Here is a 24980-nt window from a genome sequence, read left to right on the forward strand (position 1 = left end):
TTCCCTCCCCACGCGTGGGTACTTACCTTCCAGGCGTCACGGAATACGGGCGGGCGAGGAGAGGCGTGATGGGATTCGACGCGATGACGTTGTACCGGCTGGCGCATGGTCTCAAGCAGCGAGGGGTGCCGTTGCTGCCGGCGGTGCTGCGCAAGGCCATCTACTACCTCCACAGCTCGTACATCCCCGAGGACGCGGAGCTGGGGGAGGGGACGCAGCTGGGCTACGGCGGCATCGGCGTGGTCATCCACAAGGCGGCGAAGGTGGGCCGTCACGTCCTCATCTCGCAGCAGGTGACCATTGGCGGGCGCTCCGGGCTGGAGGGCGCGCCGGTGATTGGCGACTACGTGCGCATCGGCGCGGGCGCGAAGGTCCTGGGCAACATCCAGGTCGGCGACTTCGCGGTGATTGGCGCCAACGCGGTGGTGGTGAAGGACGTGCCCGCGGGCGCGGTGGTGGCTGGCGTGCCGGCGAAGGTCATTCGCCAGGATCCGGATCCGCTCACCACGTACCAGCGCGAGATGGGCCTCTTGCCCGCGCGGACGCCGCCGAAGCTCACCCAGGTTCCACGCCCCTCCGCGCAGGCTTCCGCGCGCTAGGCACTCACGCTTCGCTGGAGAAGAGGGCTTCCTTCATGCGCGTGCTGCTCGTCGGGGACTACCCGCCGCCGTACGGGGGCGTGGCCATCCACGTCCGTCAACTTCATCAATTCCTTCGCGACCGCGGGGTCGAGGCGAAGGTGCTCGACATCGGGAAGGGTGGCCGGCCGGCTCCGGACGTCCTCCCCGTGCAAGGCGCCGCCGCCTTCGGCCTGCGGCTCGCGGGATTCACCTCCGCGGGCTGGACGGTCCACCTGCACACCAGCGGCAACAACCCAAAGGCCTGGGTGCTGGCGGCGCTGGTGGGCAGCATGCCCGGGCCTCGTTCGCCGCGCGTCATCACGCTGCACTCGGGACTGATTCCAGACTACCTGGCGGAGTCTCAGGCCCGGCGCGTGTTCGCGCGCACGGCGCTGGCGGGCTACGCGCGGGTGGTGGCCGTGTCCCCGGCGGTGCGCGACGCGGTGGTCGCGTGCGGCGTGCCGGCGGAGAAGGTCCTGGTGCATCCGGCCTTCTGCGCCTCTCAGGTGCAGCCCGGTCCGGTGACGCCGGAGGTGGAGGCCGCGCGCGAGCGGCGTCGTCCGCTGCTCGCGATGGCGCACCACCCGTCGCCCGTGTACGGGCGCAAGCAGATGTTCCGCGCGCTGAAGCTCGTCGCGGAGACGCACCCGGACGTGGGCCTGGCGCTGTTCGGCCCGGGCACGCGCGCCGAGGAGTTCATCCGCGACGCGCGCGAGCTGGGCGTGGCGGGGCTCCTGGAGGACCTGGGCGAGCTGGAGCACGCGAAGGCGCTGGGGCTCCTGTCCCAGAGCGACGTCTTCATCCGGCCCACCACGCACGACGGGGACTCCATCTCCGTGCGCGAGGCGCTGGCGCTGGGCGTGCCGTGCGTGGCCAGCGACGTGTGCGCGCGGCCGGAGGGCACGCGGCTGTTCAAGGGCGGAGACGAGCGGGCGCTGGCGCAGGCGGTGCGCGACGCGCTGGCGGCGGGCCCGGCGAAGGTGATGGCCCCGGATGCGGGGCCGGTGATGCTGGACGTGTACGCGGAGCTGCTGCCGTCCGGCATGGCAGGTGCAGGAACCGTGAACGCGGCGTGACGGAGTGGGGACGGGTTGGGGCGCCTTCGGAGACGACAGGCGCGCTTCAGGGACTTCAGCACTGAACTTTTGACTTCAGGAGTGGACGATGCGGCGCAGTGAAGAGATGGACTTGTCGAAGCGGGCCCTTCGCGGGCGGGACCTGGTGGTGTTCTCCAACGACTGGGACGGCGACCCCCTGTCGAAGGTGCACATCATGCGGATCCTCTCGCGGGACAACCGCGTGCTGTGGGTGAACAGCATCGGCAACCGCGCGCCCAAGGCGAACGCGCACGACGCGCAGCGGATCATCAAGAAGCTGAAGACGTTCACGCAGGGCATCAAGGAGGTGGAGCCCAACCTGCACGTCCTGGCCCCGCTGGCCATTCCGTTCTACGGCTCGGAGACGGTGCGCCAGGCGAACCGCCACCTGCTGCGGCTCCAGGTGCTGCGCGCGATGAAGCAGCTGAAGTTCGAGCGCCCCATCTCCTGGAGCTTCCTGCCCGCTTCCGCGCCGGTGTCCGGCACGCTGGGCGAGGACTTCGTCGTGTACCACTGCGTGGATGAGTTCTCCGCGTTCAGCGACACGAACGGCAAGCACATCGCGGAGCTGGAGGAGCGCCTCCTGCGCCGCGCGGACATGTGCATCACGTCCGCGGAGCGCCTGTATGAGAACAAGAAGCGCCTCAACGCGCGCACGGTGCTGGTGCGCCACGGCACGGACTTCTCGCACTTCGTGAAGGCGTGCGACCCGGAGACGAAGATTCCGGACGACATCGCGAAGCTGCCCAAGCCCATCATCGGCTTCTTCGGGCTGGTGGCGGACTGGATCGACCAGGACGCCATCATCGCGTGCGCGAAGGCGCACCCGGAGGGCTCGGTGGTCATCGTGGGCAAGACGACGCCGGACTGCGACGACAGCCGCCTGCGCGCCATTCCCAACATCCACATGCTGGGCCGCAAGCCGTACGCGGACCTGCCGGGCTACAACAAGGCGTTCGACGTGGCGCTCAACCCGTTCGTCATCAACGAGCTGACGCTCAACTCCAACCCGCTGAAGGTGCGCGAGTACCTGGCGTCCGGCCTGCCGGTGGTGTCGTCTGATTTGCCGGAGGTCCGCAAGGTGGGGCTGTGCCGCATCGCCACCACGCCCGAGGACTACGTGAAGCAGGTCAACGCGGCGCTGGCGGACAACCCGGGCCCGAACCGGGAGCGCGCGGAGAAGATCTTCCACGAGAGCTGGGAGGCGCGCGTCGCGGAGATCCGCCAGCACGTGGGTGAGGCGATGCTCGCGGCGGGCAAGAAGCTGTAGGTCCGGTCGGGCGGCAGGAGGGCGCGGGTCCGGGGCGTGTGCGCGCACCGGGCACCGCGCCTTCGTCATTCGCGCGGGTCGTCCGCGCGGCCCGTCACGCGGCGCTCCAGGAGGGCGTAGCGGCGGGCAAGCCGGGTGTAGTCGGCGGGGCGGATGGGGGTGCGCTCCCGCGTGCGCAGGAGGTCCTCCTTCGCGTCCAGGTAGTCGCGCGCGGGCACGCCGCAGGTCTCCTCCAAGAGGCGCGCGGCCTCCGCATCCGGCAGGGAGGGGGTGATGCCCAGGCGCTCGTGCATCAGGCGCCGCAGGGCGGTGTCGAGCTCCGGCAGCAGCTCCGCCTCCACCTTCGCGCGGCGCATGAGCCAGCCCATGGAGCGCACGTATTCGCGCGACGAACGGTGCCGCTCCACGCGCACGGGCCGGGGCGCGCCGAAGCGGGTGCCTCGGGAGACGACGTAGACGAGCCCCACGGCGAGGCTCTGCGCGATGAAGACCCAGAGGCCCTGGGACAGGGGCGGGCGGGTGACGACGGCGTGGTGGAACTCGTCGAAGCGCAGGGGCCCGCGCGCGGCGAGCGCATCCCAGAAGCGCAGGTTGTCGAGCAGCTCCAGGCGCCGGTTCTCCGCGAGGTCCGGGCCCGCGACGACGTAGACCTCGCCCTGGCCCAGGCCCCAGCGCCACACCACGCCCGCCGCGCCCAGCCCCGCGAGCGGCACCGCGTCCTCGTGCTCCATCCGCAGGCTCCGGTCCCGGGCCACGCGCAGCAGCGACAGGTCGCGCAGCGCGCCCGCGGGAAGCCACACGTCCACGGTGACGCCGGCGGGGTCCACCCATTCGGAGGCGAGGCCCTGGTGGTTGGTGCCGGGCAGGGCTCCGGTGGTGATGCGTAGCCATTCCTCCAGGCCCGGCTGGTGTTCGCCCAAAGCGTGCGGAGACAGATACACGAGCGTGCCGCCGCCCCGGACGAAGCGCTCCAGCGCGGCGACCTCCTCCTTCGTCACCGGCTGGGCCTGCGGCGCGGCGATGATCAGCGTGCGCGTGCCGGAGGGGAGCGACTCCAGCGAGGCCGTCTGCTCGCTGACGTCGCGTCCGCGCTCGCGCAGGTAGACGAAGAGGGCCTTGAGGCCCAGGGGCCCCGGGTTCGTGATGGACGGCACGGGGGAGTCCGGCGGGGCCTCATGCGAGGCAAGGCCCACCGCCAGCGCCACGGCGATCAGCACTCCCAGGACGACCGTGACGCGCGCGTTCCTCACGGCCGGCCCTCCGCGAGCGAGCCGTGCAACTGCTCCACGGACTCCACGAAGCGCGCGGCTTCCTCACGCGACACCGGCTCCAGTGAGTAGAAGGCCTGGTCGTACCAGCCGACCAGCCGCTCCACCTCACCCGTCACGCGCGCGGGGGCGCCTCGCGTGGGCAGCTCCGCGGCCAGCTCGCGGTTCGTCTTCACCCGGTCGGGCCGTGCCAGCTTGCGCTGCTCCAGCGTGGACAGCAGGCCCAGCAGACCCTCGCGGATGGCCTCGCGCGCGTCCTCCGTCTCCAGCGCGGTGCGAGCCCGGCCCAGGTGTTCTCCGGGCGTGTCCAGCTCCAGGGGCGCGGCCTCGCTTTGCACACCCGGCGCGGTGACGGGCTTCCTGCTCCGGCGCCAGCGCACCCGCAGCACGCCGAACAACACCACCGCCAGGGCCACGCCCAGCATCACCGCGCGCGTGGCCACCGCGAAGCCCTGCGCGCCCCTGGATTCGAAGAGCCCCTCCAGCCAGGTCTGCAGCTCGCGCAGCAGGCGCGTCAGCAGGTCGCTGTTGCGCTGCCGGGCCTTCGCGAACTCCGGCCGGTCGAGGATGGCTCGCAGCCGCTCGGGTTCACTCGTCACGCCGGGCGCCGCCGTCGGTTCCGCGTCCAGCCTGCACACGGCCTCCAGGTACACCGTGAGCTGGCGGGCCCGGTCCGGCGCTGTCTGTCCGGAGGTCCCAGGCGGAAGGGGCACGCCGTCCAGGGCCTCCACCAGCCGGTTCACCTCCGCGTTGAGCTCCTGGGGCCGGGAGCTCGCCGTGTCCTCCAGCCGTCGCGACACGGCCTCCCGGTCCGCGCACGGGGGCAGGGTGGCCAGCAGGAGGAACAGGGGCAGGGCGGGCACGGGATGTCAGGGGGACGGCGTCGCCGGCTCCGCGGTCGCGATCCGCCGCTCCAGGTCCAGGCCTTCGCGGCGCACGCGCATGTCCACGTAGAAGAACGCGGACACCACGAAGCTCAGCGGCGTGAAGAAGGACTGTCCCACCACCTGCAACAGCTCCGCGGGGACGAGCAGCGCCTGCGGGATCGCCGCCTGGGCCGCCGGGTCCAACAGGTTGCCACCGTAGGCGAGCCGGACGATCCACGCGGGCAGCCCCGACACCAGGCTCACCGCGATGAGGATGCCGCCCACCACCGTGGACAGCACCATGGCGCGCACCGTGCCCCGGCCAAAGAACCCCGGCTCGACGCGGCCCTTCAGCAGGGCCCCGGAGCGCTTGAACGCCGCCCACGCCCCCACGTCCTCCATCGCCAGCACCGGCGGCAGGAGCATGAAGCGCAGGAAGTACCAGAGCACCGCCGCCAGCGCGCCCAGCCCCAGCACGATGGCGCCGATGATGATCAACGCGATGCTCACCGCCGTGCTGCCGCCGGAGCCCTTGCCGGTGACGGCCGCGACCACGCCCAGCCCCATGACCACGGAGCCGGGCAGACACAGCAGGAGCGTCACGCCCACGGACCACAGAATCGACAGGAGGTAGGTCGCCGTCAGCGTGCCCAGGCGCGACACCGCCCGGCGCAGTCCGTCCGAGGGACGCACGGGTTCACCCAGCCGCGCGGGCACCACGTACCGGGCCGCCGCCGTGGTGGCCACCCAGAAGTTCCACACGAGGAACACGTACAGCACGAGCATCAGCCCCAGCATGATGCCGGACTGGCTCAGCGCCTGCGTGGGGTCCGTGCCCTCGGGGGCCTTGCCCAGCCCGGGCAGCACGCCCACCGTGCGCGTCATCACGACGGTGAACGCCTTGACCGCGATGTAGTTGAGCAGGTCGAACCCCAGGCACAGCACGAACAGGGGCTTCAGGTGCGCGCGCCAGAACGTCGCCGCACGGTCGATGATTTCTCCGATGGCAAGGGGGCGCAGCTCAACGGAGGTCGGGGAAGGCGTCACGGCCGCGCAGCATAGCCTCGCCTCAAGCCCGCTGGGGCACGTACGCGTCCAGCAGCGCCCGGGCCGCCACGCGCGGATCCCCGGCCTCCAGCACGGCGGAGATGACCGCGACGCCCCAGGTCCCCGGCACCTCCCGGGCACGCTCGGGCGTCATCCCTCCCAGCGCCAGGGCAGGGCAGGGCAGCCGCTCCGAAAGCTCCCTGAACCCGCGAGGCCCCAGCGTGTCGCGCGTGTCCCCGGGCTTGGAGCCAGGCGCGAACACCGGGCTCACCAGCGCCAGGTCCGCGCCCACCGCGTCTTCCGCCTCGCGCGCGTCGTGCACCGCCACGCTCACGAGCCGGCCGGACGGCAGGAACGGGCGCACGTCACGCGGCGAAGGTCCCGACGCCGGCAGATGCAGGTGCGCGCCCACGAGCAGCGCGACGTCCAGCCGCCCGTTCACGAACAGCGCCCGGCCCCGGCACACCTCCGCCAGGAGCCGCGCCTCCTCCAGGAACAGCCGCCCGGAGGCCTCCGGATGACGGTGCTGCACGGCGACCTCCGGCCCCGCCTCCAGCGCCCGCTCCAACGCGGTCAACAACCGCGCCCGGGGCAGCCGCCAGTCCGTGATGACCACGAGGCGGGGCAGGGCGGGCACCGCTACTCCACGAGCCCTTCGATGGGGCTGGACGCGGAGCCGTACGCCTTGCGCGGGATGCGCCCCGCCAGGAACGCGTCACGGCCGGCCTCCACCGCCTTCTTCATCGCCACGGCCATGCGCACCGGATCCTTCGCGCCCGCGATGGCGGTGTTCATGAGCAGCGCGTCCACGCCCAGCTCCATCGCGATGGCCGCGTCGGAGGCCGTGCCCACGCCCGCGTCCACGATGACCGGCACCTTCACCACCTCGCGGATGAGCCGCAGGTTGTGCGGGTTGCGGATGCCCAGCCCGCTGCCGATGGGCGCCGCCAGCGGCATCACCGCCGCGCAGCCCGCGTCCTCCAGCTTGCGCGCCGTGATGGGGTCGTCGCTGGTGTAGGGCAGCACCGTGAAGCCCTCCTTCACCAGGATGCGCGCCGCCTTCACCGTCTCCTCGACGTCGGGGTAGAGCGTCTTCTCGTCGCCCAGCACCTCCAGCTTCACCCACTTGCTCATGCCCAGCTCTTCGGCCAGCCGGCACGTGCGCACCGCGTCCTCCGCCGTGTAGCAGAGCGCCGTGTTGGGCAAGAGGCGCATCTTGTCGCGGTCGATCCAGTTCATCAGCGACGCCTCGCCCGTCGCCTTCAGGTCCAGCCGCCGCACCGCCACCGTGACGAGCTCCGCGCCCGACGCTTCGTGGCACTGCTTCATCACCTCGTGGCTGGGGTACTTCCCCGTCCCGACGATGAGCCGCGAGGTGAACGTCACCCCCGCCAGCGTGAAAGGCTTGTCCGCGATGCCGCTCATGACCGTCTCCTCTCCAGGGCCTGCGCTCACCCGCCACCGACGAAGGTGACGATCTCCACCCGGTCCCCGTCCTGGAGCCGGTGCTCGGGATGACGGGCGCGGCGCACCACCTCCGCGTTCACCTCCACCGCCACCCCCGGGCCGCTGCCCAGCTCCAGCAGCGCCAGCAGGGACGAAAGGGTGCTGCCCTCCGGCAGCGTCCGCGCTTCTCCGTTGACCCACACGTTCACGGCTTCACGGCTCCTTCCGGCCCCCTTCGGACGGGACCCGCCGGTGCCAGTACAAGGGCGGTTCTGCCCTGTCAACGCACAGCCTCCCCTGCGCGACAGGCCTGCTACAGCGCGCGGGAACGGATTTTTCGCGCTCGGATGCGTTTTGTTCCGCTTCCCCAGCAGGCAGGGAGCCGGGCCCTCCCTCTTGCGCAGGCCGCCCCTGGGCATTGGACGAACGTCCGACAAGCGCTGTGCAGGTACGAGGCCAGCAACCAGTTTCTGCCCAACGCCGGGGAACAAAAAGCCCGGCCTTGAGAACACACTCACAGGGGGCACTCACATGCGGAAGCTCATGATTGCGGTCACGGCGGTCGCGGGTCTGACGATGGTCACCGGCTGCAAGAAGGATGACGTCCAGTCGCAGCGCGAGGATGTCGCCGAGGCCCGTCAGGAAGCGGCGCAGGAGACGGCGGAGGCCCGTCAGGACGAGAGCAGGGAGCTGGCGTCGGCGCAGCAGGGCGCCAACGAGGACGTCGCGGAGGCCCGTCAGGACGCGAACGACAAGATCGCCAGCGCCAACGAGGAGGTCCGCGACGAGGAGCAGGACCTGGCCGAGGCGCAGGCCAACCGCAACGAGGACCTCGCCGAGGACCAGGCCAACCGCAATGAGGACCTGGCCGCGGGCGGCTCCGGCATGGCCGGCACCACCTCCGCCGCCGCCGCGACCACCGTCAACGGTCGCGTGCTGTCCAAGTCCGGCGACACGCTGACGCTGGTGGACAGCTCCAACAAGGAACTGAAGATCAAGACCAACGACAAGACGGCCGTCATGGACAACGGCAGCCGCGCCGTGAAGCTGGACGACATCCAGGAGGGCTCGCAGGTGCGCGCCTCCTACGTGATGGACGGCAAGGACATGGTCGCCAAGGACGTCACCCTGGTGGCGCCCGTGAAGAAGATGGACAAGTAATCCCCGCGCCTCACGCGCACCTGTCCTTCGCGGACTGGGGAAATACTTGAAGGCGGCGGCTCCCACCCTCTCGGTGGGGGCCGTTTCCTTTTTAGTCGGGGAAACACCCGGTGGGGTCGGATGGGGATGTCTGACCCGGGTGGTAGGACGCGGGCGTGAGGTCTTCCTCATGCCTTCCCGCCCCCGGGAAGCGTCCTTCCGAGTCAGGAGCGTCAGCCACGATGGCCACCCATCCCCCCGCGTATTCCGCGTCCCGGCCCTTCATCCTCTTCTCCACCGGGGCCACGTCCTATGAGCTGGTGCGCTACCTGGGGTCGCGCGCCGGAGGGGAGCTGCTGCTCGCCCGCCGGCACTACGCGCGCACGCCGGGCGGACTGGTGCTCATCAAGCGCCTGCGCGACGTGACGGATGACGTGGCGCGGGCGCGGCTGCGCGAGGAGGTGAAGCTGCTCATGCGGCTGTCCCACCCGGCCATCGCGCCGGTGTACCTGGTGCGGGTGCACGACGGGGCGCCCCACCTGGTGACGGAGTACGTGGATGGGCCGTGCCTGGAGACGCTGTCCAGCTTCGCGGCGCTGCGGCGGCGGCCCTTCCCGGAGGCGTTCGCCGCGTACGTGGGCGCGGAGGTGGCGGACGCGCTCCACCACGCCCACGCGCTGGAGGACGCGCGCGGCCTGCCCGTGGGGGTGGTGCACCGCGACGTCAGCCCCCGCTCCGTGCGCGTGGACGTGCACGGGCGGGTGCGGCTGTCGGACTTCGCGCTCGCGTGGTCGCGGCTGCCCGGGCGCGTGGTGACGGAGCCGGGGCTCGTGCGCGGGGACGTGGCCTATGCCTCGCCGGAGGCCCTGGAGGGCCAGCCGCTGGATGGCCGCGCGGACCTGTTCTCCCTGGGGATGGTGCTCCTGGAGCTGCTCACCGGCCTGCACCTGCTGGACCTGGAGGACGTGGAGCGCGCCGCGCAGCAGGTCCAGCCCCTGCCCGGGACTCGCGGGCTGTGCGCGGAGACGCCCAGCTGGCTCCCCGCGCCCCTGATGGCCGCGCGCATGGCGTGCCTGACGCCAGCGCACGTGGAGCAGGCGACGCGCGGCCTGTCGCCGGGCATGCGGGCAGTGCTTCAGCGGGTGCTCCAGCGCGACCGCGACCTGCGCTTCCAGACGGGCGCGGAGCTTCGGGACGCGCTCCGGGGGCTGCTGAACGCGGAAGGCCGGCCCTATGGCCCTCCCGAAGCGCTGCGCGAGGTGGCGGAGGTGCGCACCGACGCGCTCGTGGGCCCCCTGGGGGAGGCGGAGGCGGGGCTCCCGCTGGAGGACGACCTGTGGGACGGCTGCGACGACGACGGCGCGGACTGGACGTGAGCCCACCTTCCGGACGTCCCGGGGTGCTTGTCATCGTGGGAGGCCGTGGCGAAGACTGCTGGCATGGGTGACGTGAAGGAGCTGCACCGTCAGTGGTGCATCGCGGACGGGCACGCGGATTCGCTGATGTGGAACCGCGACCTGTGCGAGCGGTCGACGGAGGGGCACGTGGACTTCCCCCGCCTGCGGGAGGCGGGGGTGAAGCTGCAGTGCTTCACGCTGGTGACCCGGGGCTTCCCGTTCATTGGCGGCTTCCCGCTGTTCGCCGCGTGGCGCAAGTGGCCCCGCGAGGCGCGCGGCGGCGAGTGGTCCCGCGCGCTCTGGCAGATTGAGCAACTGGACGCGTTCTGCGCGCGCTCCGGGGACACCGTGCGCGTCGCCACCACCGGGGCGGGGCTGGAGGACAACCTCGCGAACGGGCGGCTGTCGGCGGTGCTGGGCGTGGAGGGCGGCCACGCGATTGAAGGCCAGGTGGAGCGGCTCGCGGAGCTGCACCGGCGCGGGGTGCGCTTCATGGGGCTCACGCACCTGTCCAACAACGACCTGGGCGGCTCGTCCTTTCCCATGATGGGCAACCGGGGGCTGACGCCGCTGGGGCACCAGGTGATGGAGGAGATGGCCCGCCTGGGGCTGAGCGTGGACGTGGCGCATGCCTCCGAGCAGACGCTCACGGACCTCTTCGCGCACCCCACCGTGCGCTACTTCTGCTCGCACACCGGCGTGCGCGCGGCGGGCGGCGGCTGGCGCAACCTGTCCGACGCGGCGCTGCGCACCATCGCCCAGCGCGGCGGCGTGGTGGGCATCATCCTGGCGCCGGTGTACCTGGGCGGCGACACGTGGGACGACGTGGTCCGCCACGTGGAGCACGCGGTGGACGTGATGGGGGAGGAGGGGGTGGGCGTGGGCTCGGACTACGACGGCATGGTGGCGCTGCCCCGGGGCATGCGGGACGTGACGGACCTGCCCCGCCTCACGGAGGCGCTGCTCAAACGACACCCGGAGTCCTGGGTGGAACGTGTGATGGGTGGCAACTTCCGGCGTTACTTCCGCGAGACGCTCGGCGGCGGTTGACAGCGAAATACCTGTCGAAAAGAGTCGCCGGCACCCATGAACCGTCTTCCCCTCGCGCTCTTGTCCCTCGTCGGTTTCCTCCTCCTTTCCGGCTGTGGCGGGCCGGGCTCGGGCGACTCGTGTGACGGCGGCGACTACGTGTGCCAGGACGACGCGCAGGCCCTGGAGTGCCGCAACGGCACCTGGCGTCCGCTGGCGTGCCGCGGGCCGCTGGGCTGCCGGGAGCTGGCGGACAGCGTGCGCTGTGACACGTCCCTCAACCAGGAGAACGACGGGTGCGCCACGGACGCGGAAGGCAAGGGCGTGTGCAGCCCGAACGGCGTCGCGCTCCTCACGTGCCAGCAGGGCGTGCTGGTGAAGACGGCGGATTGCTCGTCCTGCGCCGTGCAGGACTCGCAGGCCGTCTGCCAGCCCTGACTTCGGCGACTTCAGCGCTCCGGTTCCCCGCCTGAGGAGGGCGGTGGGGTGCCGGGGGGCGGCGCGGGCAGGTAGCCGCCCGCGGCCATGCGCTTCGCGGACCGTTCGTACATGGCCGGTGAGAGGCCCTGGACGCCGGTGCCGTCAATCCACCGGTTGTAGAAGTTGAACAGCGCGCAGACGGAGACCGCGTCGTAGACGGCCTCGTCCGTCCAGCCGGCGGCCTTCAGGCGCTCCACGTCCTCGCGGCGCACGTCTCCCGGCGCGTCGTTGAGTTGGTCCACGAAGGCGAACAGCGCCTTCTCGGCCTCCGGGATGGGGGCCGTCCTCACATCGTCCAGCACCGCCTGGACGCGCTCCGTGCTGCCCAGCAATTCCGCCGCGACCGCGGCGTGGGAGCCCGTTCAAAACACGCAGGCGTTGCGCCGCGACGTGTACGCGGCGATGAGCTCCCGCAGCCCGGCGGACAGCGGGGACGGGCCGCGCATCACCTCGTGGGTGAAGGCGGACAGCGCGTCCGTCATGCGCGGCTTGAACGCGAACAGGTGCCAGATGCCCGGCGGCGTCATGCCCCCGGCCCGCGCCATGGCGATCATCTTCCCGTAGTGCCCGTCGGACTCGTGCGACTCGACGTCGGGCAGGTACATGGCTTCCGGGGCGGGGGACTTCATCATCGCGCACTTCCCTGGCTTTGAACGGGGACGCCCATCAGGCCAGCGACGCGAGGAAGCTGTCCAGCACCGTGTTGAAGGCCTCCGGCTGCTCCTGGTTGGGCAGGTGCGCCGCGCCGGGGATGACCTCCAGCCGCGCGCCCTGCACCAGGTCCGCCATCTGCTTCGCCTTCGCCAGGGGCGTCACCGTGTCGTGCTCGCCCACCACGACGAGCGCGGGGCCCGCGTAGCGCGCGAGCAGGTCCTTGCTGTCCAGCCGCAGGCCCATGCCCCGCTGCGCGGCGGCGATGGACTCCGGTGACACGGCCAGGCCCAGCCGCGTCACCTCGCGGCCCACCGGGGACTCCGGCCCCGCGTGCACCAGCTTGGGGACCAGGCCCTGGACGACGGACGCCGTGCCTTCCTTCAGCGCCTGCTGGGCGGTGGCCTCGCGCTTGTCCCTTCCGGCGGCGTCGTCCGCGGTGCACTGCGTGTCCACCAGCACCAGCCCGCGCACCCGGCCCGGGTCCTCGCGCAGGAGCGCCAGGGCCGCGTAGCCCCCCATGGACACGCCGCCCACCACCGCCGCGTGGAGGTTCAGCGCGTCCAGCAGCGCGAGCGCGTCCTGCGCCAGCGTCCGCATCTCCGTGGGGCCTTCACCCCACCGGCTCTGGCCAAAGCCGCGCAGGTCCGGCACGAGGAAGCGGTAGCGCCCGGACAGCGCGGCCACCTGCTGGTCGAACGCGGAGCCATCCAGCGGGAAGGCGTGCAGGAGCAGCACCGGCAACCCCTGGCCCACGTCCCGGTAGTGCAGCGGAATCCCATCCACGGTGACCGTCAGCATGCGTCCCTCCCTCGGGCCGTCAGGCCGTCCAGGTGCGGCGTCAGATCCACTTCTTGTACTTGAACCAGCCAACGAGCCCCATGGGGAAGCCCACCATGGTCACCCACATGGCGGCGTACCAGCCCGGTCCCGTCAACTGTTCGAAGTTCTGCCCGAAGAACCCCACGATGAAGGACAGGGGCAGGAAGAGGGTGGCGAAGATGGTGAGCTGCTTGCTGATGTCGTTGGTGCGCTGGGCCACCATGGACAGGTAGCCGTCCATCACGTTGCCCACCACGTCGCGGCTGGCGTCTATCTGCTCGTAGAGCCGCACCAGGTGGTCGTAGACGTCGCGGAAGTACAGCGTCGTCTTCTCCTGAATCTGCGGAATGCCCCGGCGCGACAGCATGCCCACCACGTCCCGCTGGGGGGACAGCACGCGGCGCAGCGTCACCAGCGCGCGCTTGAGCTGGAAGATGCGCTGGAGTTGCTCCGGATCCGGCTGGGCGAAGATGGCGTCCTCCAGCTCATCCAGCCGGTCGCCGAAGTCGTCCATGATGGGGAACTGCGCGTCCACGAGCGCGTCCGCGAGCAGGTAGAGGATGACGTCCACGCCCCGGCCCAGCGTGCCCGCGGGGTCGTCCTTCACGCGCCGCAGGACGGCCTCATGGCTGGGCAGCCGCAGCGCGTGCACGCTGATGAGCCAGTCCTGCGCGAGGAAGAAGTGCTGCTCGTGCAGCGTGAGCTCCGTGACGTCCGAGCCGCAGCTGAAGCCCTGCATCACGATGAACTGGTGGTGCGGGTACTCCTCCAGCTTGGGCCGCTGGTCCAGGTGCAGGCAGTCCTCCACCGCCAGGCGGTGCAGCTGGAAGCGCTCGGCCAGCCGGCCCAGCACCTCCGCGTCCGGCTCCAGGACGTCGATCCACTTGGGCCCTGGCCGGTCGAGCAGCTCGTCGCCCCCCAAGACAGCCCTGCCGTCCTCCCACAGACAGACCTGGATCATTTCCGTGGACTCCCCGGCCCACCTGTCGGGCCCGGGACGCTTGCTAGAACTCCCCGGACGCGATGTCGAGCGGTAGAGTGGGGGCAACGTGTCCGCTGCCGCCGAGAATCCTCCGCCGGCCTCCTTGACCCCGAGGCTCGAACAAATCCTCCAGTCGCTGCCCGACCGCGCCTTCGCCGCGCGGCTGCGCGCGGTGTATCTCGCCGCGGCCCAGGCCATCTCCCGGCTGAGCGACCTGGACCTGGTGAAATACGAGACGCCCGTCGTCGACGCCAGCCCCGACCTGTCGCTATGGGAGGAGATGGCGCCCGTCATCCGCGACACGGTGATGGACGTCAACGCGCTGCTCAACGTCATCCGGGAGCAGTTCCCCGGCACGGCGCAGGCGTCCGCGGCCCGCAAGGGCCCCGGGGACGTGCCAGGCATGCTCCAGGAGGGCATGGCGCGGCTGGCCCAGAGCATCACCCAGCTGGGCGAGGCCATGCGCAACCCGTCCGTGGTGAGCGACCGCTGGCAGCTGCTGGCGGAAATCCAGCGCTTCCGGTCCGACTACCGCGAACAGATGAGCCAGCTCGTCTTCGAGTCCGCGAGCACCTTCGGCGAGGTGTCGCGCGCCCAGGTGGTGCCCGGCTACGAGGCGGAGGTGAAGGCGGCCGTCACGGTGCGCGCCATCACGTCCGACCTGTCGCGCATCGTCGCGGCGCGGCTCAACAAGGTGCGCGACGCGAAGCCGGAGGAGGTGCTGTGGAACGCGCAGCAGCTCCAGACGGAGCTGGACGCCTTCGGCCGCACCGCCGCGTACCGGAACCTGCGCGCGCAGGACAAGCGCCACATCGTCGAGGCCCGCGCGGAGATTGGCGCGCTCGCGCTCGAGTCCGCCCCGGAGCAGGCGCGGCTGCTGGCGGTGACGGAAGGCCTGGACGCGCTGGTGCGGAGCCTGTCCGCGGTGAACCAGCGCCAGCTGCTCATCCTCCACGACCGCGAGGTGTGGGCCGCGTGCGGCGTGCGCCTGGAGCGCGCGCTGTCCCAGTCGAAGAAGGACCCCGCCGCGTCCGCCAAGGCGCTCGCGGAGGCCGCGGCCAGCGCGCAGTCGCTCTATGGCCGGGACGCGACCATGGATGCGTTCCTGCGCAAGGCGCGCAAGCTGAAGCTCGCCACGCTCACGGGCCCGGAGCTGCTCTCCACCATCGAGTCCTTCCAGGCCCAGCTCGCGCAACTGGACGTGATGTGACGACCGTCCGAGCGAAGGTCGCGGAGCCGCGCCCCCTGCGGCAGGCGGACCTGTCCGGCGTGCAGGGCGTCTTCACCGACGTGGACGGCACGCTGACGACGGGCCACAAGCTGCGCAGCCAGACGGTGCGGGCCCTGGAGCAGCTGTCCGCGTCCGGCCTGCGCGTGGTGCTGGTGAGCGGCCGTCCGGCGGGGTGGGGCGAGGCGTGGGCCCGGCAGCTCCCGGTGGACGGCGTCGTGGTGGAGAACGGCGGGCTGTTCTTCCTCAAGGACGCCAAGGGGAAGCTGCGCAAGGTGTACCTGGAGCCGCCGGCCCAGCGCGTGGCCAACCGCCAGCGCCTGGAGAAGGAGGTCCAGCGCGTGCTCGCCCAGGTGCCTGGCGCGCGGCTGTCCGTGGACAGCCGCTACACGGAAGTGGACCTGGCCGTGGATTACAACGAGGAGGCCCGGCTGGGCGACGAAGGCGCCTCCCGCATCGAAACGCTGCTGCGGGCGCGGGGCGTGACGGCGGTGCGCTCGTCCGTCCACGTCAACTGCTGGCTGGGCCGCTTCGACAAGCTCTCCGCGTCGCGCCGCTTCGCGAAGGTGGCGTGGGGAGAAAAGCTGGAGCCCGCGGACGGCCGGTACGTCTACGCGGGGGATTCTTTCAACGACGCTCCGATGTTCCAGGCGTTCAAGCTGGGCGTGGGCGTGGCCAACGTGCGCGCGGTGCTGGACCGCATTGAAGCGCCGCCGGCCTTCATCACCCGGGCGCCCGAGGGGCGGGGCTTCGAGGAGCTGGCGCGTGCCCTCCTCGCCCGCCGCCGGCAGGCCCGCAGTCGCAGTCGAGGAGTTTCAACGTGAATGTCGTGAAGCTGGAGCTGGCCCGGGGCCTGGGGCGTCACCTGCGCGCGGGGCACCCGTGGGTGTTCCGCAAGGCCCTGGAGCACATGCCGCGAATCCCGGCCGGCAGCGTGGTGGACCTGACGGAGAACGGGAAGTTCGTCGCGCGCGGGTACTACGACCCGCACTCGGCCATCGCGGTGCGCGTGCTGACGCGGGACTCGCGCGAGACGGTGGACTCGCGCTTCATCACCCAGCGCGTGCAGCGCGCCCTGGCCGCGCGCACGGCGCTCATCGACCTGAAGGACACGGACAGCTACCGCCTCATCCACGGCGAGGGTGACGGCCTGCCCGGCGTGGTGGTGGACCTGTACGCGGGCTGGGCGGTGATGAAGCTGTACTCCGCGGGCCTCACCCCCTACCGCCCCCTCATCGTGGAGGCGCTGAAGGCGGGCGTCCCGGGCTTGAAGGGCATCCTCGGCCGCGACGAGGTGGGGCGCGACGACGTGGAGGAGGATGACGGGCGCGGCAGCGGGAAGATGCTGTGGGGCGAGGAGGCCCCGGAGCTCATCCCCATCCGCGAGCGCGGCGCCATCTTCCTGGTGGACGCGTGGAAGGGGCAGAAGACGGGGTTCTTCCTGGATCAGCGTGAGAACCGCTACCTCATCCGCCGGCTGGGGCAGGGCAGGGACGTGCTCAACTGCTTCAGCTTCAGCGGCGGCTTCTCCGTGAACGCGGCGCTGGGCGGGGCCAACAGCGTCTTCTCCGTGGATCAGGACCCGGAGGCCATCGCCCTGGCGCGCGAGAACTTCACCCGCAACGGGCTGCCCGCCGCGAAGCACGACTTCCTGGCGGCGGACGTGTTCGCGCTCATCCAGTCGTTCAAGGAGGAGGGCCGCACGTTCGACCTCATCATCCTGGACCCGCCCGCGTTCGCGAAGAGCCAGCGCGCGGTGGAGGCCGCGGTGGACGGCTACGCGTCGCTCAACCGGCAGGCCCTGGCGCTCCTGCGTCCCGGCGGGCTGCTGGCCACGGCGTCGTGCTCCGCGCGCGTGACGGGGGACATGTTCATGGGCGCCGTGCGCGAGGCGGGCTTCAAGGCCGGCGTGGACCTGGCGCTCGTGGAGGAGCGCTACCAGCCGCCGGACCATCCCGTGCGCCTGCAGTTCCCGGAAGGGAAGTACCTCAAGTTCTACGTGATGCAGTCGGTATAGCGGACCGCCCGGCCCCGGGGCGCGCCCGTCATGGGGCGCGCCTCCCGTGGGGCTCGGGAGCGCTCAGGTACCGAAGACCTTGTGGGCCACGCGGTCCAGCACGTCCTTGCCCCAGACGACGCTGGCCTTGCCCAGCCGGTCCAGGTCGCGGGTGAACTCGCGGCCGTCCGGCACGACTTCGTAGGTGCGGGTCAGGAAGAGGCTGCCGCTGCCGGGCTCGAAGTCGACGTTGCCGCCGCCGGTGTCCGTGCCCTCTTCCTGCTGCTGCCGGAAGCCCTCGATGATGCCGGGCTTGGGCGGTTCACGGAACCGGTAGATGAGCGCGCTGCACTTGAGCGCGAGCGGGGACTCGACGTGCTCGAAGGCGTACTGGCCTTCGCCGTTGAGCATGCCGCCCAGTCCCTGTTCGTTGAGGCCTTCGCTGACGCCGGCGCCCTGGGACTGGAGGTACCACTTCACCAGCTGCCGGGCCGCGTCGCGCGTCATCGGTCCGCCCGCGGACGGCGCAGGACGCGCCATGCCCATGGAGGACAGCAGCCACTGCAGCTTGCTGGTAAAGGAGCTGATCACTTCGCGGGGATGACGCGATCCGCGACGCGGTTGAACACTTCGTCGCCCCACACGAGGCTGGCTTCCACGAGCCGGTCGACGTCTTCCTTGAACTGCTGCTCCGACGGCACCACGCCGTACGTGCGGCTCAGGAAGAGGCTCTTGTTCTCGGTCTCGTAGTCCACCTTGCCGCCGCCGGTGTCCGTGCCCTTCTTCTCTTCGTCACGGAAGCCGTCGATGACGCCCGGACGGGGCGCGTCGCGGAAGCGGTAGATGAGGGCGCTGCACTTCAGCGCCCCCGAGTCCTTCACATGCTCGAAGTAGACCTGCGCGTCGCCAAGCGCGGCGCCGCCAAATCCCTTCGCGTTCAGCCCGGAGGCCTGCGCATCGCCTCCGTGGGCCCGGATGAATGACTGCACCAGTCGCTGGGCTTCTTCGAGCGTCATACGTGCAGTCATACCAGTCCGGACCCGGGATGAGAACTAGCCGGCGCGCGCCTGGTCGAACGGGACGCGCTGGTTGAGGTACGTGTCGTTGATGTTGTGCGCGCCAGAGAAGATGCTCTTCTCGGAGAAGTAGCGGATCTTCGCGTCCTTGCCCGCGTGCTTGAGCAGGTCCAGGGGGCCCTTGCCGCTGGTGCCCAGACCGAAGAGGCCCGGCACGGGGTCCTTGTCGTTGACGTAGTGGACGTACTTGGGGCCGTCCGGGTAGGTCGCCGCCGCGGCGCCGAAGGTCTCCACGGAGACCTTGCCCAGCTTCTCCTGCACCTGCGCGGGGGACAACCCGTCTTCGATGCGCAGCCGCTTGGCCACGTCGTTCAGCGCGCGGCTGGTGATGAGGCCACCCTGGCTGTGCGCCATCAGGTGCACGTCACGGCCGGCCTTCAGCTCGTTGTAGAGCGAGTCCGCCAGCGTATCCACCGCCGGGTTCTTGCCCTTGTCCATCTTGTCCGTGATGCACTGGCCCAGGTCCTTGAAGAAGCCCTCGGTGGAGTTGTGGATGCCGATGGTCTTCTGGCCCGTCTTGTCCGCGATGGCCTGCAGCGTGGTCTCCTGACCCGCCTTGTCCGTCATCATCCCGTTCACGTAGATGATGGTGCCGGGCTGCTTCACGCCGCCCTTGGGCTCGTAGGCGGGGACCTGGCTCAGCGGGGTGCTGGCGTCGAAGGCCTGCCCGCCCTTGCCCATGATCTTGCCGTCATAGGCCTTGTCCTTCGCGCCCGCCGGGGCGGTGAACACGGCCGCGGGGGCCGCGGTGCGCACCGCGCTGTTCGTCGCCTTGGCGTCGAAGCCGTCCTTCACGGTGTTGGCCGGCTTCGCCGTGGCCGCCGCGGTGGCAGGCTTCGCCGCGGGGGTCGTGCCAGCCGCACCCGTCGTGGTGGTGCGCGCGATGTTGTTGTTGGAGGTGCGCCCGATGGTTCCCATGGCTTGAGGCTCCTGCGGTTTGCGGATTTTTGAAGGGGGGAGGGAAAGCTTGCTGCGTTGATCCATTCTCACCCGAAGCGCCGAAAAGTTGCGAGCCGGTCACCGAATGTGTGCAACGCGCTGCGTTGCGGACGTCTGGACAGGGTGGGACGGGAGGGGGCGGTTAAGGTGGGGGCATGGTCCAGAAAGGTCAGTTCCTGGAGCGCTCCACGCTCATCCCCGTGGGGTCGGACGGCGCGGTGATGGAGGGCACGGTGCACCGGGGCCAGAAGTCGCCGCCGCTGCTCATCCTCCCGCCCCGGCCGGAAGAAGGGGGCGGGATGGATCACGTCGTGGCGGCGGAGCTGGCCTTCGCGGTGGCGCGGGCGGGCTTTCCCACCCTGCGCTTCAACCACCGGGGCGTGGGGGCCAGCCAGGGTGTCCGGGGCACCGGCGGGGCGCTGGTGGAGGACGCGGAGGCCGCGATGCGGGTGGCGCTGGAGAACGCGGGCACGACCGCGCTCGCGGTGGCGTCGCTGCACGGCGGGGCCCGGGTGGCGCTGGCGCTCCAGGAGCGGCACCCGGCGGTGGGCGGACTGTGTCTGGTGGCGCCGGATGTGGACCCGCTGTCGCTCGTGCGACTGTCATGTCCGCTGCTGGTGATTGTCGGGGCGGAGGACACCCGGGTGCCCCGGGCGGCGCTGGCCGCCGCTGTCGCCGAGGCCGGGGGCGATTTAGAGGTCATCGACGATGCCGGGGCGACCTTCCATCGCAACCTTCCCCAGGTGGGCCGGGCGGCGGCGGCGTGGCTCCAGCGGCTGGCAGGCGGGTAGGGCGGGGGCGTGCAAGCCGGCGGACTTCTTGACGTTTCTTCATCCCCGGCGCCTTGCACGGCCGGCCGGGGGGCGGACAGACTGAAAGCGCAGACCCAATCGTCCCGCCGTGCGTTCGTAGTGGGTCTTCGAGGCGTCTTCGTTCAAGGAGTGTCCCGATGCGGATGAGGCGATGGAACGTGGTTCTCGCGGCGCTGGCCCTGTCGGCCTCGGCGTGTGCTTCCGCGTCGCGGGAGCCGGAGGCCCCGGCCGGGCAGGACCTGGCGGCCGCGGAGGCGGAGGTGGCCCGGGCGGTGGCGGAGGGCTCGGATGACGTGGTGTCCGGCGCCATCGTGGTGGACTTCAAGGACGGCACCACGAAGGAGCAGTTCGACGCCTGGGAGCAGGAGTGGGGCGTGGACCTGGAGTTCAACTCCCTGGAGGGCCCCCGGACGGGCGTCACGCTGGCGGTGGGCGTGGACGACGTGGAGGACGTGCTCCAGCGCGTCCGCCAGAACCCGGCGGTGGAGTCCGCCGAGCCGCTCATGCAGGTGCGCACCAGCTACACGCCGAACGACCCCCAGTTCGAAGCCCAGTGGAACCTCCGGATGATCGACATGCCGAAGGCCTGGGACGGCAACCGGGGCAAGGGCGTGGTGGTGGCGGTCATCGACACGGGCATCGCCTACGAGGACCACGACGACTTCAAGCAGGTGCCGGACCTGAAGGGCGTGTCGTTCGTGAAGGGCTATGACTTCGTCAACGACGACGAGCACGCCAACGACGACCACGGCCACGGCACGCACGTGGCGGGCACCATCGCGCAGGCCACCAACAACGGCGAGGGCGTGGCGGGCGTGGCATTCGACGCGACGCTGATGCCCCTCAAGGTGCTCAACCACTTCGGCAGCGGCACCTCCGCGGACATCGCGGACGCCATCCGCTTCGCGGCGGACCACGACGCGAAGGTCATCAACATGTCGCTGGGCGGAGGCCTGTACTCGCAGGTCATGGCCAGCGCGGTGGACTACGCGCGCAAGAAGGGCGTCACCGTGGTGGCCGCGGCGGGCAACACCGGACGCGGCAAGGTGGAGTTCCCCGCGGCGTACCCGGGCGCGGTGGCGGTGAGCGCGGTGGGTCCGTCCGGCTCGCGCGCGCCGTACTCGTCCTACGGCAAGGAGCTGGACATCGCGGCGCCCGGTGGTGACAAGCGCCAGGGCGACTCCGGCGGCATCCTGCAGAACACCATCGACCCGCGCGACCCGTCGCGCTCCATCTACGCCTGGTACCAGGGCACCAGCATGGCCGCCCCGCACGTGGCCGCCGTCGCCGCCATGCTCTACGGCGCGGGCGCCGCCTCGCCGGACGAGGTGGAGCAGGCGCTCTACGCCGGCGCGAAGGTGGCGGAGAACCAGGCCTGGTCGGAGGAGTACGGCCACGGCGTCCTCAACGCCAACGCGTCGCTGCAGGCCTTCAACAAGGGCGCTTCTCCCCGGTGGCCGTCGCTGGCCTGGGCGGCGGCGCTGCTCGCGGTGGTGCTGCTCACGCTGCGCGGCCGCGAGCGTCCGGGCTACCTCAACGTGCTCTTCCGCCCGGCGTTCCTCGTGCCGCTGGTCCTCTCCACGGTGGGCTTCTTCTTCCTGCGCACCTGGTTCGCGGGCGCGGCGGGCACGGCCCAGGACGTGGTGAGCGTGGCGTCGCTGCCCATCCCGGACTGGCAGCGCATCATCTTCGGCCGGGGCACGGTCAATCCGCTGTTCTACAGCGCGCTCATCCCCCTGGTGCTGTCGCTGCCGGCCATCGCGTGGCGGGGCTTCCGTCCGGCGGTGGGCGGCCTGGCGTTGGGCTTCGCGGGCTTCCTGGCCTACGCGGCGTGGGCGGGCGCTCCGGCCCTGGCGTGGATGCCGTTCACCTTCCTGGCGAAGCCGTGGCTGGGCTTCAACACGGTGGTGTGCCTCGTCATCGCTCGCGCGATGCTCAAGCGGGAGGACGCATGAAGCTCTCCGGCACGGTGCAGTACCAGGACCTGGAGGGCGGCGTGTGGGTCCTGAAGGCCGACGACGGCCGGACGTACCAGCTGGCGGGCGGTGACCGGAAGATCAAGAAGGACGGTCAGCGCATCTCCGCCGAGGGCAGCATCCAGCGCGACACCCTCACCGCCGCCATGGTGGGGCCGGTGTTCCACGTCACCTCGTACACCGCGGACTGAAGGGGCGCCCGGGGTGAGCGCCCCTTGGAGGGCCTCACCCCGCGAGGGCCCGCGCGGCCTGCCGCTCCGTCACGGCCTTCTGGAGGTGCCGGGCCAGGCGGGAGATGCCCACGTCGATCTGCTCCGGCGTGAGGTAGCTGCACGACAGCCGCAGCTCGTGCTCGCCGCCTTCGCCCAGGTAGAAGTAGCGCATGGGCGTCCAGAGCACCTGGAAGTCGCGCGCGGACTCCTCCAGCAGCGCCTCGTCCACTTCGATGGGCAGCTTCATGACGAGGAAGAAGCCCCCGTCCGGCACGTTCCACGTCACGTCGCGAGCCCAGGCCGCGCTCCGGGGGAAGGCGCGCTCCAGCGCCTGGAGCGTCGCGTCCATGTTGTTCTTGTAGAAGCGGATGGCCTCCTGGTTCGCCTCCAGGAGCCCGCCGTCGTTCAGCACCAGCATGCCGCCCACGATGGCCTGGCACAGCGACGACGTGTTCACGGTCAGCAGGCTCTTGATCTTGGAGAACGCGTCCGCGAGCAGGTGCGTCTTGCCGTCCGGTCCGGCGACGCGCTGATCCACCACGGCGAAGCCCAGGCGCAGGCCGGGGAACGCGGACTTGGAGAACGAGCCCAGGTAGATGACCTGCTGGCGCTCATCCAGCGCCTTGAGGGTGGGCTTGCGCGAGCCCTCGCGCGAGAAGAAGCCGTAGGGGTTGTCCTCCAGGATGAGGAACTGCTCGCGCGCGGCGATGTCCAGCAGGCGCTGGCGTGACGCCTCCGGGAGGCTGCGTCCGGACGGGTTGGCGAAGTCCGCGACGAGGTAGAGCGCGCGGGGCCGCTTGCCCTCCGCGCGCAGCTCCCTCAGCCGCGCCTCGAGCGCATCCAGGTCCAGCCCGTCCTCGCGCTCGGGCACCGGGGCGACCGCGATGTCCAGGAGCCGCGCCGCGCCGGTGATGCCGATGTAGCAGGGCATGCCCACCAGCAGCACGTCCTCCGGCTGGGAGAAGAGGGCGCGCAGGGAGAGGAACATGCCCTCCTGGCAGCCGACGGTGACGACGATGGACTCCGGCGCCGCGCGGATGCCCTCGTCCTTCTCCAGCATCCGCGCGAGCAGCTCTCCGATGTGGCCGTTGGTCCGGCCGTACTGGAACAGGAGGCTGGTGACCTTCGCCTCGCTGAGGCCCCGCTCCTCGCGCAGGTAGCGCTGGTAGGCGTCCAGGTACGTGGCGATCTGCCGGGAGTCGTAGAACTTCTCGTTCGGCCTGCCGGGCGCGAAGGAGATCGCCTCCGGGAACCGGATCGCGATCTCGTTCAGGAAGTTCATCACGTCCAGGAGCGGATCGGCCAGCGAGGCGTGCAGGAGGTCAGGCGTGAGCATGGCGGACGTGGACGATAGGAGGCCACGGCCCGCCAGTGCCAGGGTCCCCCTGGAATCGCTTCCGGTGCCCCCTCAGCGGCGGGGCTTGCCCTTGCCGGGGCCATGTGCCTCCGACTGCCGGAGCCGCTCCTCCTCGTAGGCCTCCATGGGCACCTCGCCCCTGCGCACGGCGTCGCGAAGCTGTCGCAGGGCCTTGCGCTCGGCCTGGAGCGCCGGATCCGCGTTCTTGCCCAGCGGCTCCACCGGGTGCTGGACGTCGTAGACGCTCAGGGACACGCCGCGCCCATCCACGAGTGCCAGGGCCACCAGGGACAGCGTGGCGGCCGTCACCCAGGGCAGCAGCTGCACGGCGAAGAGGGGCACGGGCTTCGTGGCGCGCACCTCCTCGTCTCCGGGCATCGTTCCGCGTCCCCAGACCGAGGGGAAGTGCCGGGACGCGGCGCGCAGGCCCAGCATCGCCGTCCACCCCACGAGCGCCAGCCCCAGCACGGCGCGCCAGTCCGTCACGTCGTCCGTCGCCCCGTCCTTCGCGAGCCCCGAGTGCGTGGCGACGAGGAACAGCACCGACGACACGATGTTGTTGGCCGCGTGCGCCGCGATGCCCGGCCACAGCGAGCCGGTGCGCAGGAAGAGCCAGCCGAACAGCAGCCCCAGCTCCGCCCGCGCGAGGAAGCCCACCGGATCCAGGTGGAACGCGCTGAACACCACCGACGTGATGATCAGCGCGCGCCACGGCGAGGCCGGGGCGGGCGGCGTCAGGGCCCGCTGGAAGAGACCGCGGAAGAAGACCTCCTCGCACAGCGGCGCGGCCACGGACACGCCGCCCAGCAGCAGCGCCAGCTCCACGGGCGCCTGGCCCTCGAAGAGGCGCGAGGCGTCGAACAGCTCGCGCAGCCACGCGGGGGCCACCCGCTGCGCGAGGAACTGCACGGGCACCACCACGGCGAAGAAGTTGGCCACGCCCAGCAGGAAGCCGAACAGCGCGGCAGGGCCCGGGAACGGGGTGAGGCCCACGTAGGCGGCGGGCCGGTACCCCGAGCGGCGCAGCATGATCCACGCGAGGCCCAGGAAGAGGAACACTTCCGTGAACCACACGCCGAACGCGGGGTTGAGCAGCTGGGTCAGCGCTCCCAGCGTCAGGAAGAGGCCGAAGGCCAGGGCCGCGGCGAGCACGGGGTGGGGCGGCGACAGCGGCGCGGGGGCCTCCGCCGGCCGCGGGTCGCTGGAAGGGGAGGCTTCGTCCACCGTGTCGTCTCCTGCCCCCTCTTTCCGCCAGGCGGAAGAGGGGTG

General features: G+C 71.1%; 28 protein-coding genes. 13 read left to right on the plus strand and 15 right to left on the minus strand.

Features of this window, described 5'->3' with window-relative positions; translation table 11 throughout:
* The first annotated feature begins 68 nt into the window (after positions 1–68).
* From NR792_RS01515 to exoP, 3 genes are all read left to right on the plus strand, one after another.
* A complete protein-coding gene (locus tag NR792_RS01515; RefSeq protein WP_244981928.1) occupies positions 69–599 on the plus strand; it encodes a serine O-acetyltransferase in 531 nt (176 codons plus the stop codon).
* A 35-nt stretch (positions 600–634) separates the two neighbouring features.
* A complete protein-coding gene (locus NR792_RS01520; RefSeq protein WP_375758299.1) occupies positions 635–1696 on the plus strand; it encodes a glycosyltransferase family 4 protein in 1062 nt (353 codons plus the stop codon).
* A gap of 88 nt (positions 1697–1784) precedes the next feature.
* A complete protein-coding gene (gene exoP / locus NR792_RS01525) occupies positions 1785–2987 on the plus strand; it encodes a spore coat polysaccharide biosynthesis glycosyltransferase ExoP (protein ID WP_375758300.1) in 1203 nt (400 codons plus the stop codon).
* A gap of 65 nt (positions 2988–3052) precedes the next feature.
* Here exoP and NR792_RS01530 read toward each other — a convergent pair whose 3' ends face one another.
* The 6 genes from NR792_RS01530 to thiS are packed head-to-tail and all read right to left on the minus strand — an operon-like array spanning position 3053 to position 7823.
* Positions 3053–4237 carry a DUF4350 domain-containing protein gene (locus tag NR792_RS01530; RefSeq protein WP_375758301.1) on the minus strand — a complete coding sequence of 395 codons (1185 nt, stop codon included), beginning with the start codon at positions 4235–4237 and terminating at the stop codon, positions 3053–3055.
* On the minus strand, positions 4234–5118 hold the full coding sequence (locus NR792_RS01535; protein ID WP_375758302.1) for a DUF4129 domain-containing protein: 885 nt from the start codon (positions 5116–5118) through the stop codon (positions 4234–4236). Before NR792_RS01535 ends, NR792_RS01530 begins: the two co-directional genes overlap by 4 nt.
* Positions 5119–5124: 6 nt before the next feature.
* The gene (locus NR792_RS01540) at positions 5125–6168 is read right to left on the minus strand and encodes a hypothetical protein (RefSeq protein WP_375758303.1); all 1044 of its coding nucleotides are present in this window, start codon (positions 6166–6168) and stop codon (positions 5125–5127) included.
* Positions 6169–6190: 22 nt separating this feature from the next.
* Entirely contained in the window at positions 6191–6805 is a 615-nt protein-coding gene (locus NR792_RS01545; protein ID WP_375758304.1) for a thiamine phosphate synthase, read from the minus strand.
* Positions 6806–6807: 2 nt separating this feature from the next.
* The gene (locus tag NR792_RS01550) at positions 6808–7593 is read right to left on the minus strand and encodes a thiazole synthase (protein WP_375758305.1); all 786 of its coding nucleotides are present in this window, start codon (positions 7591–7593) and stop codon (positions 6808–6810) included.
* Positions 7594–7619: 26 nt separating this feature from the next.
* Positions 7620–7823 (minus strand): sulfur carrier protein ThiS, encoded by a 204-nt coding sequence (gene thiS, locus NR792_RS01555; protein WP_120530083.1) that lies wholly within the window; start codon positions 7821–7823, stop codon positions 7620–7622.
* Positions 7824–8157: 334 nt separating this feature from the next.
* On the opposite strand from thiS, the gene NR792_RS01560 reads away from it, so the two are divergent.
* From NR792_RS01560 to NR792_RS01575, 4 genes are all read left to right on the plus strand, one after another.
* The gene (locus tag NR792_RS01560; RefSeq protein ID WP_375758306.1) at positions 8158–8775 is read left to right on the plus strand and encodes a hypothetical protein; all 618 of its coding nucleotides are present in this window, start codon (positions 8158–8160) and stop codon (positions 8773–8775) included.
* A gap of 221 nt (positions 8776–8996) precedes the next feature.
* On the plus strand, positions 8997–10130 hold the full coding sequence (locus NR792_RS01565) for a serine/threonine-protein kinase (RefSeq protein ID WP_375758307.1): 1134 nt from the start codon (positions 8997–8999) through the stop codon (positions 10128–10130).
* 63 nt (positions 10131–10193) lie between these two features.
* Positions 10194–11201, plus strand: coding sequence for a dipeptidase (locus NR792_RS01570; RefSeq protein WP_375761560.1), 1008 nt, complete (start codon positions 10194–10196; stop codon positions 11199–11201).
* A gap of 36 nt (positions 11202–11237) precedes the next feature.
* A complete protein-coding gene (locus NR792_RS01575) occupies positions 11238–11618 on the plus strand; it encodes a hypothetical protein (protein WP_375758308.1) in 381 nt (126 codons plus the stop codon).
* Between the two features lie 11 nt (positions 11619–11629).
* Here NR792_RS01575 and NR792_RS01580 read toward each other — a convergent pair whose 3' ends face one another.
* From NR792_RS01580 to NR792_RS01595, 4 genes are read right to left on the minus strand one after another with little or no spacing between them, the layout of a single operon-like run.
* Entirely contained in the window at positions 11630–11992 is a 363-nt protein-coding gene (locus tag NR792_RS01580) for a carboxymuconolactone decarboxylase family protein (protein WP_375758309.1), read from the minus strand.
* A gap of 30 nt (positions 11993–12022) precedes the next feature.
* A complete protein-coding gene (locus NR792_RS01585) occupies positions 12023–12292 on the minus strand; it encodes a peroxidase (RefSeq protein ID WP_375758310.1) in 270 nt (89 codons plus the stop codon).
* Between the two features lie 34 nt (positions 12293–12326).
* Entirely contained in the window at positions 12327–13112 is a 786-nt protein-coding gene (locus NR792_RS01590; protein ID WP_375758311.1) for an alpha/beta fold hydrolase, read from the minus strand.
* A 40-nt stretch (positions 13113–13152) separates the two neighbouring features.
* The gene (locus NR792_RS01595; protein WP_375758312.1) at positions 13153–14094 is read right to left on the minus strand and encodes a magnesium transporter CorA family protein; all 942 of its coding nucleotides are present in this window, start codon (positions 14092–14094) and stop codon (positions 13153–13155) included.
* Positions 14095–14182: 88 nt separating this feature from the next.
* On the opposite strand from NR792_RS01595, the gene NR792_RS01600 reads away from it, so the two are divergent.
* The 3 genes from NR792_RS01600 to NR792_RS01610 are packed head-to-tail and all read left to right on the plus strand — an operon-like array spanning position 14183 to position 17360.
* Positions 14183–15325 (plus strand): hypothetical protein, encoded by a 1143-nt coding sequence (locus NR792_RS01600; protein WP_375758313.1) that lies wholly within the window; start codon positions 14183–14185, stop codon positions 15323–15325.
* Positions 15322–16167 carry an HAD-IIB family hydrolase gene (locus tag NR792_RS01605; protein ID WP_375758314.1) on the plus strand — a complete coding sequence of 282 codons (846 nt, stop codon included), beginning with the start codon at positions 15322–15324 and terminating at the stop codon, positions 16165–16167. Before NR792_RS01600 ends, NR792_RS01605 begins: the two co-directional genes overlap by 4 nt.
* Positions 16164–17360: a class I SAM-dependent rRNA methyltransferase gene (locus NR792_RS01610; protein ID WP_120552329.1), complete on the plus strand. Its 1197-nt coding sequence runs from the start codon at positions 16164–16166 to the stop codon at positions 17358–17360. The genes NR792_RS01605 and NR792_RS01610 overlap by 4 nt, the downstream gene beginning before the upstream one ends.
* 63 nt (positions 17361–17423) lie before the next feature.
* Here the strand turns inward: NR792_RS01610 and NR792_RS01615 are convergent, their stop codons facing one another.
* From NR792_RS01615 to NR792_RS01625, 3 genes are read right to left on the minus strand one after another with little or no spacing between them, the layout of a single operon-like run.
* On the minus strand, positions 17424–17930 hold the full coding sequence (locus NR792_RS01615) for a hypothetical protein (RefSeq protein WP_375758315.1): 507 nt from the start codon (positions 17928–17930) through the stop codon (positions 17424–17426).
* Entirely contained in the window at positions 17927–18355 is a 429-nt protein-coding gene (locus tag NR792_RS01620; protein WP_375758316.1) for a hypothetical protein, read from the minus strand. Before NR792_RS01620 ends, NR792_RS01615 begins: the two co-directional genes overlap by 4 nt.
* Positions 18356–18391: 36 nt before the next feature.
* Entirely contained in the window at positions 18392–19333 is a 942-nt protein-coding gene (locus tag NR792_RS01625; protein ID WP_375758317.1) for a hypothetical protein, read from the minus strand.
* A 176-nt stretch (positions 19334–19509) separates the two neighbouring features.
* Here NR792_RS01625 and NR792_RS01630 point away from each other — a divergent pair, with 176 nt between their 5' ends.
* The 3 genes from NR792_RS01630 (at position 19510) to NR792_RS01640 (ending at position 22333) form a co-directional block, all read left to right on the plus strand.
* Entirely contained in the window at positions 19510–20145 is a 636-nt protein-coding gene (locus NR792_RS01630; protein ID WP_375758318.1) for an alpha/beta hydrolase, read from the plus strand.
* A 158-nt stretch (positions 20146–20303) separates the two neighbouring features.
* On the plus strand, positions 20304–22121 hold the full coding sequence (locus NR792_RS01635; RefSeq protein WP_375758319.1) for a S8 family serine peptidase: 1818 nt from the start codon (positions 20304–20306) through the stop codon (positions 22119–22121).
* Positions 22118–22333, plus strand: coding sequence for a DUF5818 domain-containing protein (locus NR792_RS01640; protein ID WP_375758320.1), 216 nt, complete (start codon positions 22118–22120; stop codon positions 22331–22333). The genes NR792_RS01635 and NR792_RS01640 overlap by 4 nt, the downstream gene beginning before the upstream one ends.
* Positions 22334–22367: 34 nt before the next feature.
* Here the strand turns inward: NR792_RS01640 and NR792_RS01645 are convergent, their stop codons facing one another.
* Together NR792_RS01645 and NR792_RS01650 are read right to left on the minus strand one after the other, a co-directional pair.
* Positions 22368–23690, minus strand: coding sequence for a PLP-dependent aminotransferase family protein (locus NR792_RS01645; protein ID WP_375758321.1), 1323 nt, complete (start codon positions 23688–23690; stop codon positions 22368–22370).
* A gap of 72 nt (positions 23691–23762) precedes the next feature.
* Entirely contained in the window at positions 23763–24935 is a 1173-nt protein-coding gene (locus NR792_RS01650) for a type II CAAX prenyl endopeptidase Rce1 family protein (protein ID WP_375758322.1), read from the minus strand.
* Positions 24936–24980 lie beyond the last annotated feature (45 nt).

It is taken from the genome of Corallococcus exercitus (assembly GCF_042231735.1).
Lineage (GTDB): Bacteria > Myxococcota > Myxococcia > Myxococcales > Myxococcaceae > Corallococcus > Corallococcus exercitus_B.